Below are 10,635 nucleotides of genomic sequence, written 5' to 3'. Positions count from 1 at the left end.
GCCGCTATGACAGCTGGGGCTCGGTCGGCGCGATGATTTCGCGCTCGGCCTATGCGCAGCTTAGCTATTCGCCGCTGCTGCTGGCGGGCACGATTGCGGGCCTTGCGCTGATTTATCTTGCGCCGCCCTTGCTCGCGCTGTTTGCCGGGGGCTATGCGCGCTGGCTGGGAATAGGCGCCTGGGGTCTGATGGCAATCGCGTTTCAGCCAATGCTGCATTTCTATCGCCGCTCGCCTTTGTGGAGCGTGGCGCTGCCACTGATCGCCACCTTCTATGCCGGCTGCACGCTTGCCTCGGCCTGGGCGCACTGGCGCGGGCGCGGCGGCATGTGGAAGGGGCGCGCGCAGGCGGCGCTGGGCGCATGACGGCAACCTCCCTTCCCGCATCGGACGCCGCTGCGCTTGCCTCCGGCAAGGGGCATCGGGACGAGAATTTCCCGGTCGCCTCGTTCCTGCTGAAACCCGCGCACCGCCCGCCGGTGATGGCGTTCTACCGCTTTGCCCGCGCAGCAGACGATGTGTCCGACAATGAAGCGGCCAGCGATGCGGACAAGCTGGCGGTGCTGGGCGCGATGCGCGCGAGCCTCAATGGCACCAGCGAGGCCGATCCGGCATCGACCGCGTTGCGCGGTGTGCTGGCGGCGCACGGCCTCACCGCGCAGCACGGCCTTGACCTGCTGACCGCGTTCGAGCGTGACTGCACCCAGCGCCGCTATGCCAGCTGGGACGAGCTGATCGATTATTGCCGTTATTCGGCAATGCCGGTCGGCCGCTTCGTGCTCGACGTGCATGGCGAGGACCGCGCGACCTGGCCCGCCAATGATGCGCTGTGCGCAGCGTTGCAGGTGATCAACCATCTGCAGGACTGCGCGAAGGATTACCGGGCGCTCGACCGGGTCTATCTGCCGCTCGACATGATGGCGGCGGCGGGCGCGTCGGTGGAAGAACTCGCCGCCCCCGCCGCCAGCCCGGCGCTGCGCAGCGTGATCGTGGCGATGGCCAGGCGCACCCAGGCGCTGCTCGCCGAGTCGGCGTGTTTCGCCGCGCAAATCCGCAGCCGGCGGCTGGCGCTGGAAGTGGCAGTGATCCAGCGGCTCGCCGAGAGCCTGACGCGGCGGCTGCTGACCCGCGATCCGCTGAGCGGGCGCGTCCACCACGGCAAGGCCGAAGCCGCGCTGATCGCCGCGCGCGCCGCGCTGGGGCAGTTGCGGCCATGAACCCCAAGACGACCCCGGCCGCGCTGCAGGCGCAGGTCTCCGGCAGCAGCTTCTATGCCGGCATGCGCGTGCTGCCCAAGGCGGAGCGCGAGGCGATGTACGCCGTCTACGCCTTTTGCCGGGCGGTGGACGACATTGCCGATGACCAGCAGGGCGATGCCGAGGGGCGCGCCGCCGAACTGGCGGCATGGCGGCACGACATTGACGCGCTCTATGCCGGCGGGGCGCCCGGGCGCGCCGCGCTGGTGGCGGAAGCCGTGCACGGCTTCGCGCTGAACCGTGCCGATTTCCACGCGGTGATCGACGGCATGGCGATGGACGTGGCCGAGGATATCCGCTGGCCCGATTTCGAAACGCTGGACCTGTATTGCGACCGTGTCGCCTCTGCCGTCGGGCGGCTGTCGGTGAAGATTTTCGGGATGACCGAGGAGGAGGGCATTCCGCTGGCCCATCATCTGGGCCGTGCGCTGCAATTCACCAACATCCTGCGCGACATTGACGAGGATGCCGCGATCGGCCGTGTCTATCTGGCGCGCGAGCATCTGGCGGCGGCCGGCATTCACCCGGCAAGCCCCGCCGATGTCGTTGCCCATCCCGCGCTCGACCGGGTGGCGCGCGAGCTGGCCGCACTCGCGCATGAACATTACCGCGCCGCCGACGCGATTCTGAAGCGGCGCCCCGCCGGCCATCTGATCGCGCCCCGGCTGATGGGGGCGGTCTATGCCAAGATCCTGGCGCGGATGGAGGCGCAGGGCTGGGCGCCGCCGCGCACCCGCACCAAGGTGAACAAGGCCGCGCTGATCTTCACCGTGCTCAGGCTGATGGTCTGGCGTTGAGCGGGCGGGCGATCATTGTCGGGGCGGGGCTGGCCGGGCTGTCGGCCGCCGTCGATCTGGCCGGCGCCGGCTGGTCGGTGACGCTGGCGGACAGTGCACCGCGCGCCGGCGGGCGCTGCCGCAGCTATCACGACAAGCAGCTCGACCTGCTGATCGACAATGGCAATCATTTCGTGTTTTCGGGCAATCAGGCGGTGGGCCGCTTTCTGGCGCGGATCGGCAGCAGCGCCGGGCTGCACGGGCCGGCGCACGCCGATTTCCATTTCCACGATCTGCGCGACGGGCAGCGCTGGACGCTCTCCGTCAACGACAGCCGCCTGCCCTGGTGGGTGATGAGCGGCAAGCGCCGCACGCCCGGCACCCGCATGCGCGACTATCTGGCGCTGGCGTCGCTCGTCACCGCCTCGCGCCAGGCGACGATCGGCGAGGTGGTGCGCGACCGGGGGCCGTTCTGGGAACGGGTGGTCGAGCCGATGATGCTCGCCGTGCTCAACTGCGCGCCCGATGGGGGCTCGGCATGGCTTGCCGGGCGGTTCCTGCTCGAAAGCTTCGCGCGCGGCGGGCGGGCGTGCCGGACGATGGTGGCGCTGCCCACGCTCGACGCGGTGTTCGTCGATCCCGCGCTGCAATATCTTGCCGCGCGCGGCACGACGCCGGGCTTTTCGCGGCGGCTGCGCGCGCTCGCGGTGGACGCGGGGCGCGTGACCGGCCTCGACTTTGGCGACGGGGTGGAGCCGGTGGGCGATGCCGCCGTCATCCTGGCGGTGCCGCCCTGGGTGGCGGCCGATCTGGTGCCGGGGCTGACCACGCCCGACCAGTTCTGCTCGATCCTGAACGCGCATTACGCGATCAGCCCGCCGCCCGGCGCGCCGCCGATCACCGCGCTGCTGGGCGCGGCATCGCAATGGGTGGTGTGCCATGACGACCGCATCTCGATCACCATCAGCGGCGCGGACGATGTGATCGATCAGGACCGGGAGGCACTGGCCCGCCAGCTCTGGGCGGAAATCTGCGCGACGTTGGGGATCAGCGCCAATCTGCCGCGCTGGCAGATCGTGAAGGAAAAGCGCGCGACCTTTGCCTCCACCCCCGCGCAGGAGGCGCGCCGCCCCGCCGCTGCCACCGCCTGGCGCAACCTGTTCCTGGCCGGCGACTGGACACGCACCAACCTGCCCGCCACCATCGAGGGGGCACTCCGTTCGGGCGAAACGGCGGCCCGATTGGCACGGCGCGCCAATCTGGTGTAAGCGCGCTCGCCATGACGACCGAGACGCTTGTTCAGGATATCACGACCCTTGCCGACGCCGCCACCGGCCGCGCCGCCGCCGCGCTTGCCCAGCTGCAGCGCGACGATGGCCACTGGGTGTTCGAGCTGGAGGCGGACTGCACCATTCCGGCCGAATATGTGCTGCTGCGCCATTTCCTGGGCGAACCCGTCGATGCCGAGCTGGAAGCCAAGATCGGCCGCTATCTGCGCCGCATCCAGTCCGCCAAGCATGACGGCTGGGGCCTGTTCCATGCCGGCGCGTTCGATGTGTCGGCCAGCGTGAAGGCCTATTACGCGCTGAAGATGATCGGCGATGATATCGACGCGCCGCACATGGCCCGCGCCCGCGCTGCCATCCACCGCGCAGGCGGTGCGGCCGCCGTGAACGTCTTCACCCGCATTCAGCTGGCGCTGTTCGATGCCGGGCCCTGGTCGGTGGTGCCGACGATGCCGGTCGAGCTCATCCTGCTGCCGCGCTGGTTCCCGGTGCATCTGTCCAAAATGGCCTATTGGGCGCGCACGGTGATCGTGCCGCTGCTGGTGCTGGCGGTGAAGAAGCCAGTCGCGCGCAATCCGCTGGGCATCAAGGTGGATGAGCTCTACACGGCCAGGTCCGCCCCGCTGAAGAGCCAGGCCGCCGGCGCCAAGCGCCACTGGCAGCTGTTCTTCGGCGGGCTCGACCGGGTGCTGAAGGCGGTCGAGCCGCTCTGGCCCAGCGCCACCCGCAACCGCGCGATCCGCACCTGTGTCGATTTCGTCGTCGAGCGGCTGAACGGGGAGGACGGGCTGGGCGCCATCTATCCCGCCATGGCCAACAGCGTGATGATGTTCGACTGCCTGGGCTATGCCGAGGATCATCCGCACCGCGCGATCGCGCGCCAGTCGGTCGAAAAGCTGCTCGTCGTCAAGGAGGACGAGGCCTATTGCCAGCCCTGCGTCTCGCCGGTGTGGGATACCGCGCTCGCCGCGCATGCCTTGCTGGAGGCGGGCGGCGACGCCAATGAAGCGCGCGCGCGGGCCGGGCTGGAATGGCTCAAACCCCTGCAGGTGCTGGACGTGAAGGGCGACTGGGCCGAGGAAAAGCCCGGCGTGCGCCCCGGCGGCTGGGCCTTTCAGTATAACAACGCCCATTATCCCGATCTGGACGATACCGCCGTGGTGGTGATGGCGATGGACCGCGCCAAGGACAAGCTGGCCCCTGCCCCGGCGCTCGCGGGTGCCGGCGGCTATGACATGGCGATCGACCGCGGCACCGAATGGACCGTCGGGCTGCAATCGCGCGATGGCGGCTGGGGCGCGTTCGACGCCGACAACAGCTATCACTATCTCAACAACATCCCCTTTGCCGACCATGGCGCGCTGCTCGACCCGCCGACCAGCGACGTGACCGCGCGCTGCGTGTCGATGCTGGCGCAGCTGGGCGAGCCGCTGGAAAGCCCGCGCATGCAGGCCGCCCTCCAGTTCCTGGCCAAGGAACAGATGGAAGATGGCAGCTGGTTCGGCCGCTGGGGCGTGAACTATATCTACGGCACCTGGTCGGTGCTGTGCGCGCTGAACGCGGCCGGGCTGAAGCCCGATCACCCTTCGGTCGCGCGCGCGGCGGACTGGCTGGCCGGCATCCAGAACCCCGATGGCGGCTGGGGCGAGGATTGCGACAGCTACAAGCTGGATTATGCCGGCTATGAGCCCGCCCCCTCAACCGCGTCGCAGACGGCTTGGGCGCTGCTCGCGCTGATGGCCGCCGGGCGGGTGGAAAGCGACACGGTCGAGCGCGGCGTGCGCTGGCTGGTCGCGCATCAGGATGAAGACGGGCTGTGGGGCCAGGAACATTATACCGGCGGCGGCTTCCCGCGCGTCTTCTACCTGCGCTATCACGGCTATCCCAAATATTTCCCGCTCTGGGCGGTGGCGCGCTATCGCAACCTCAAACGCTCCAACACGCGCGACGTCGCGTTCGGGATGTGAGGGTTTCGCCAAACCCTCCCCGGGCAGGGGAAGGATATCGGTTTCAGCAAGCCAGATCGTCACCCCGGACTTGTTCCGGGGTCCACGGTGCTGCCCGGCACGGCGCGCGCCTTGCTTGCGCCCCCGGTGGATGCCGGAACAAGTCCGGCATGACGGCTGGCACCCTGGGACTGGCGCGTCGTTCGACGACGCAACCGGCACCATGATCCTGGTCGCCTGCGGGCTGCTGCGCGAGGCGAGGCTGCTTGGCGGCGCGGGCATCGTCGCCGTGCCCGGCGGCGGCGATGCGGCGCGGCTGGAGGCGGCGCTGGACGCGGCCGCCGGCGGCGCCCGGCTGATCGTGAGCGCGGGCATTGCCGGCGCGCTCGACCCCGCGCTGAAGGCGGGCGACATCGTGCTGCATGTCGAGCCCCTCCCCTTCAGGGGAGGGGATGGGGGTGGGGCGGCGCCAGCGGGCGCAGCGCCAGTTGCCACGCCCCACCCCTGCCCCTCCCCTGAAGGGGAGGGGTTGAGCCGCGCTCTGGCCGCCGCCCTTCCCGAGGCCCGTCACGGTGCCATCATCGGGCAGGACCGGATCGCCGCAACCGCGGCGGAGAAAGCCGCGCTGTACGCCGCAACCGGCGCGCTTGCAGTGGACATGGAATCGCACATCGCCGCCCGCGTCGCCGCGCGGCACGGCCTGGCGTTCGCGGCGATTCGCGCGATTTCGGACACGGCCGCTCACACGCTGCCGCCGGCCGCGCTGGTCGGCATGAAGCCCGACGGATCGATGGCGCTGGGCCGCGTGCTGGCCAGCCTTGCCCGCCGCCCCGCCCAGCTGCCCGCGCTGATCGCCACGGGCCGCAGTGCAGAGGCGGCGTTCGGCGCGTTAGGCCGCGTTCACCACGCGCTTGTCGGCGTCGGGGTTCGCCTCGCGGATCTTGGCTAGTTCGCGCTCGACATGGCTTGAATAGACGTCCTGCGCCGGGCGCTGGTTCGACAGGTCGATATCGGGCGCCATCGGCCCTTCGGTGCGGATGCCTTCGATCGCCAGCTTGGCCAGCTTCCACGGCTTGCGGATCGAATCCTTCGCCGCCGTCCCTTCGAACCCGCAATGGACCATGCAGTCGGCGCATTTTTCATATTTGCCGACGCCATATTGATCCCAGTCAGTGCCTTCCATCAGCTCGGCGAAGGTCTGCACATAGCCCTCGCCCAGCAGGTAGCAGGGCTTCTGCCAGCCGAACACGGTGCGCAGCGGCATCGACCAGGGCGTGCATTCATAGGTCTGGTTGCCGGCCAGGAAGTCCAGGAACAGCGGCGAGTTGGTGAAGGTCCAGTTCTTGCCGCCATTGCCGCGCTTGAACACCTCGCGGAAGAATTTGCGGGTCTTTTCGCGGTTCAGGAAATGCTCCTGATCGGCGGCGCGCTCATAGGCATAGCCGGGCGAGATGGTGATCTCGACGCCCATTTCCTCCATCGTGTCGAAAAAGGCGGCAAGGCGGGCCGGATCGTGCCCATCGAACACGGTGCAGTTCACCTGCACGCGGAAACCGCGCGCCTTGGCTTCCTTGATGGCGTCAATGCAGATGTCATAGACGCCGTCCTGGCACACCGAATGATCGTGATTGCCCTGATCGCCATCCAGGTGGATCGACCAGGTGAAATAGGTCGACGGCTTGTAATCGTCGATCTTCTTCTTCAGCAGCAGTGCGTTGGTGCACAGGATGACGAACTTCTTCTTGGCGATATAGCCCTGCACGATGCGCGGCATGTCGCGGTGGAGCAGCGGCTCGCCACCGGCGATGGAGACGGCCGGCGCGCCGCATTCGTCGATTGCGTCCATGCACTGGTCATAGCTCAGCCGCTGGTTGAGGATCGCATCGGGATAGTCGATCTTGCCGCAGCCGGCACAGGCGAGATTGCAGCGCAGCAGCGGCTCGAGCATCAGGACGAGCGGATATTTCTTGCCGCTCAGTTCCTTCTTGACGGTGTAGCTGCCGATGCGCGCGATCAGCGAAAGCGGAATGGCCATGAAACAATCTTCCTATGCGGCCGTGGCGCGCGCGGCGGTGCGCATGCCCTGAGCCTGGGTTTTGGCGTGCCTTAACTCGGAAGGCAGGCTGAATTCCACCTTTTCCTCGATCCCGTCGAGTTGCGACACGGTGACGGGGCCAAGCCGGCGCAGCGCGGCGATCACGCTGTCGACCAGTTCGTCGGGGGCGGAGGCGCCGGCGGTGAGTCCCACCGCCTCCACGCCATCGAACCAGGCCGGGTCGATCGCGTCGCCATCGGCGACCAGATAGCTGGGCAGGCCTTCATCGACGCCGATCTCGCGCAGGCGATTCGAGTTGGAGCTGTTTTCCGCGCCGACCACCAGCAGCAGATCGGCCACCCGGCACAGATCGCGCACCGCCGTCTGCCGGTTCTGCGTGGCGTAGCAGATTTCGGTCACGTCCGGCCCGGCCAGATTGGTGAAGCGCGCCTCCAGCGCGGCGATGATGCCGCGCGTGTCGTCCACCGACAGCGTCGTCTGGGTGATATAGGCCAGCGGCGCATCATCGGCCATCGGCAGCGCGGCAACATCGGCCTCCGACGAGACGATATGCACCGGCACGCCGACCTGGCCGACGGTTCCTTCGACCTCGGCATGGCCGGCATGGCCGATCAGGATGATCTGCCGCCCCTGGCTGGCATAGCGCCGGCCCTGGATATGCACCTTGGTGACCAGCGGGCAGGTGGCGTCGAGCACGGGCAGCCCGCGCGCCGCCGCTTCCTGTTCCACCGAGCGCGACACGCCGTGCGCGGAAAAAACGGTGCGCGCGCCATCGGGAATTTCGTCAAGCTCCTCGACGAAAATCGCGCCCTTGCGCTGCAATTTATTCACCACGTGGCGGTTGTGCACGATCTCGTGGCGCACATAGACGGGCGCCCCGTAAAGATCGATCGCGCGCTCAACAATCTCGATCGCGCGCACCACGCCCGCGCAGAAACCGCGCGGCTTTGCCAGAATTACCTGCAAGGATTAGCCCTTTCCGTGACCCCCCTTGAACACTGCCCAATCTCCCTTGCCGAGAAATTGGGCAGCATCGTGACCTCGTTGCGGTCGCGCTGGCGGTTCCCCCTACCCAGGCACTGACCCAATTGTAACGCACCATCATAGTGCAATGCGGCATAATTGGAAGAGGGGCGTCATCAATACGACCGGCGATGCCACCGCCCTGACGGTCAAACACCCGCCGTGCACCGCAAAAAATTTTCGCCATGAATTTGCCCCAGCGGGCGTCGATAGCCATAATTCATGGACGATGCAGCTTGGCTCGCCTAAGCGGCGGATCGCGGAACTGGGAGATATGTCGACGATGCGGTTGTTGTTGCCAGCAGTGATCGGCCTGGCGCTGGCGGCGCCGGCCGCAGCCCAGACGGCAGACCCGGCCCGCGCGCCTGTTCAGGCACTTTCGGACGGATTGATCGGCATCATGAAGGGCGGCGCGAAGCTGGGCTTTGCCGGCCGCGCGCAGCAGATCGGCACGGTGGTCGACCGCAGCTTCGACCTGGCGCTGATGGTGCGGCTGGCGGTCGGCCCGGCCTGGGTGCAGGCATCGCCGGCGGATCGCGCCGCGCTGATGGCGGCATTCCGCCGGCTGACGGTGAGCGAATATGCCAATAATTTCGACAAATGGGCGGGCGAGGCGATTGCCGTCGACGCCAATGTCGAGACGCGCGGCACCGACAAGCTGGTGAAAACGACGCTGACCGCCCCGCGTGAGGCGCCGGTCAGCATTGCCTATCGCCTGCGCCAGAACGGCGCCGAGTGGCGGATCATCGACGTGTTCTTCAAGAACTCGATCAGCCAGCTCGCCACGCGCCGCGCCGATTTCGAGGCGATCGTGCGCAGCGGCGGGGTGCGCGCGCTGGTGGCGCACGTCAACGCGCTTGCCGACAAGGCCGCCCGCTGAGCCCCCGCGCACTCTGGACGGGTGCCGCTAGCGCGCCCACGCTGGCGCTGCTGCTGGTGCCGGGCGCCGCAATGGCGCAGGCCTTGCCGCTGGGTGCCCTGCAGGCTGCGACGCACGGCGTTGAGCAGGCAGCGGAACCGGCGCCGCTTGCCATTCCCCCTGCCGCGCCCCCGCCAGAGGTTGCCGTCACCCGCGCAACCGTGGTGCAGGAGGGCGCCCCATCCGCGACAACCCCCGCCGCGCAGGACGCAACCCCCAACCAGCGCGGCGCCGGGCTGATCAATCCCGCAAGCGGCAAGGGCCACGCCAAGGGCGATCCGCTCGAAAAGTTCAACCGGGCGATGTACAGCCTCAACAATTTCTTCGACCGCATCCTGTTCCGCCCGATGGCGCTGATCTACAAGACGATCTTCCCCAAGCCGGTGCGGGTGGGCATCCGGCATGTGCTCTCCAACCTCGGCGAACCGGTCGTATTCCTCAACGATCTGGCGCAGCTGCGCCCCAAACGGGCGATGCGGACCTTCAGCCGCTTCATCATCAATTCGACCGCCGGTGTCGGCGGCATATTGGATGTGGCAAAGACCGCCGATCTGCCGCACCGCGACAATGGCCTGGGCAATACGCTCGCACGCTACGGCGTGGGTTCGGGGCCCTATATCTTCCTGCCGTTCATCGGCCCCAGCACTTTTCGCGACATCATCAGCGATCAGGTAGACGGTTTGGTGCTGCCGCTGGCGATCGGCCGTCCGTTCAATGAGGTGAAATTCATCATTCCCTCGATCCTGGCACAGGGGTTGGACCAGCGCGTCGAGTTCGAACAGCGGATCAAGATCATCCTGCGTTCCTCGGCGGACCCCTATGCCACGATCCGCTCGCTCTATCTGCAGGAGCGCGCGAGCGAAGTGGCCGATGTGCGCGGGCAAAGTGCCACGCCTGCGCTCGACGATCCGCTGACCGATCCCGAAGCCGGGGCGGCGCCTCCGCCGACTGGCGAGCCGCCCGCCACGCCCCCGCCGGGAACGCCCGCACCCGATGCATCACCACCCGCGCCCAAGCCGCCGGTAATCAACGATACGCCGCCCGAACAGCTGCCCAGCCCGCCCAAGGCGGCCGACGCGGGTTGTGATTTCGCGGGTTAGGGGATGATGGCCCTCCGCTGAGAGGTGGAGGTCGGGAGGTGGGGCGAGAGTAGACCCACTCCCCGCTCAGTCCGTTCGTCCCGAGCGCAGTCGAGGGACGTGAAGACCAGCGCTGCGCCCGGCCCGTGTGTCTCGACTGCGCTCGACACGAACGGGGTTATTTTCGGATCAGGACAAACGCCAAATGCAAGGCAGGGCGCGTCGGCAGAGGCCCCACCCCAACCCCTCCCCTGAAGGGGAGGGGCTTTTCGTTGGCGGTGCCGGCCCGCTCCCC

9 protein-coding genes and 1 pseudogene are annotated in these 10,635 nt (G+C 68.0%); 8 read left to right on the top strand and 2 right to left on the bottom strand.

Annotated elements, in window-relative coordinates; all coding sequences use genetic code 11:
• The 6 genes and pseudogenes from K2Y03_RS02570 to K2Y03_RS02545 all read left to right on the top strand — a co-directional run.
• A pseudogene (locus K2Y03_RS02570) lies at positions 1–365 on the top strand (glycosyl transferase family 2); the annotation flags it as partial.
• The gene (hpnC, locus tag K2Y03_RS02565) at positions 362–1,216 is read left to right on the top strand and encodes a squalene synthase HpnC (RefSeq protein ID WP_294087990.1); all 855 of its coding nucleotides are present in this window, start codon (positions 362–364) and stop codon (positions 1,214–1,216) included. The pseudogene K2Y03_RS02570 and the gene hpnC, both read left to right, overlap by 4 nt.
• Complete coding sequence (gene hpnD / locus K2Y03_RS02560) at positions 1,213–2,052, top strand: presqualene diphosphate synthase HpnD (RefSeq protein WP_294087988.1); 840 nt, start codon at positions 1,213–1,215, stop codon at positions 2,050–2,052. Before hpnC ends, hpnD begins: the two co-directional genes overlap by 4 nt.
• On the top strand, positions 2,049–3,299 hold the full coding sequence (hpnE, locus tag K2Y03_RS02555; RefSeq protein WP_294087986.1) for a hydroxysqualene dehydroxylase HpnE: 1,251 nt from the start codon (positions 2,049–2,051) through the stop codon (positions 3,297–3,299). The genes hpnD and hpnE overlap by 4 nt, the downstream gene beginning before the upstream one ends.
• 11 nt (positions 3,300–3,310) lie before the next feature.
• Positions 3,311–5,284 (top strand): squalene--hopene cyclase, encoded by a 1,974-nt coding sequence (gene shc, locus K2Y03_RS02550; RefSeq protein WP_294087985.1) that lies wholly within the window; start codon positions 3,311–3,313, stop codon positions 5,282–5,284.
• A gap of 130 nt (positions 5,285–5,414) precedes the next feature.
• Positions 5,415–6,212 carry a phosphorylase gene (locus tag K2Y03_RS02545; protein ID WP_294087984.1) on the top strand — a complete coding sequence of 266 codons (798 nt, stop codon included), beginning with the start codon at positions 5,415–5,417 and terminating at the stop codon, positions 6,210–6,212.
• On the opposite strand, the gene hpnH is transcribed toward K2Y03_RS02545, so the two are convergent.
• Positions 6,153–7,298 carry an adenosyl-hopene transferase HpnH gene (gene hpnH / locus K2Y03_RS02540; protein WP_294087983.1) on the bottom strand — a complete coding sequence of 382 codons (1,146 nt, stop codon included), beginning with the start codon at positions 7,296–7,298 and terminating at the stop codon, positions 6,153–6,155. The two genes, K2Y03_RS02545 and hpnH, sit on opposite strands and share 60 nt — an antisense overlap.
• Positions 7,299–7,310: 12 nt before the next feature.
• Entirely contained in the window at positions 7,311–8,285 is a 975-nt protein-coding gene (gene ispH, locus K2Y03_RS02535) for a 4-hydroxy-3-methylbut-2-enyl diphosphate reductase (RefSeq protein WP_294087982.1), read from the bottom strand.
• 340 nt (positions 8,286–8,625) lie between these two features.
• On the opposite strand from ispH, the gene K2Y03_RS02530 reads away from it, so the two are divergent.
• Together K2Y03_RS02530 and K2Y03_RS02525 are read left to right on the top strand one after the other, a co-directional pair.
• Positions 8,626–9,222 carry an ABC transporter substrate-binding protein gene (locus tag K2Y03_RS02530; protein WP_294087981.1) on the top strand — a complete coding sequence of 199 codons (597 nt, stop codon included), beginning with the start codon at positions 8,626–8,628 and terminating at the stop codon, positions 9,220–9,222.
• A gap of 71 nt (positions 9,223–9,293) precedes the next feature.
• Positions 9,294–10,361 (top strand): VacJ family lipoprotein, encoded by a 1,068-nt coding sequence (locus tag K2Y03_RS02525; RefSeq protein WP_294087978.1) that lies wholly within the window; start codon positions 9,294–9,296, stop codon positions 10,359–10,361.
• Positions 10,362–10,635 lie beyond the last annotated feature (274 nt).

The sequence above is a fragment of the Sphingomonas sp. genome (genome assembly GCF_019746015.1).
Lineage (GTDB): Bacteria > Pseudomonadota > Alphaproteobacteria > Sphingomonadales > Sphingomonadaceae > Sphingomonas.
This window is presented reverse-complemented; position numbering and strand designations above follow the sequence as displayed.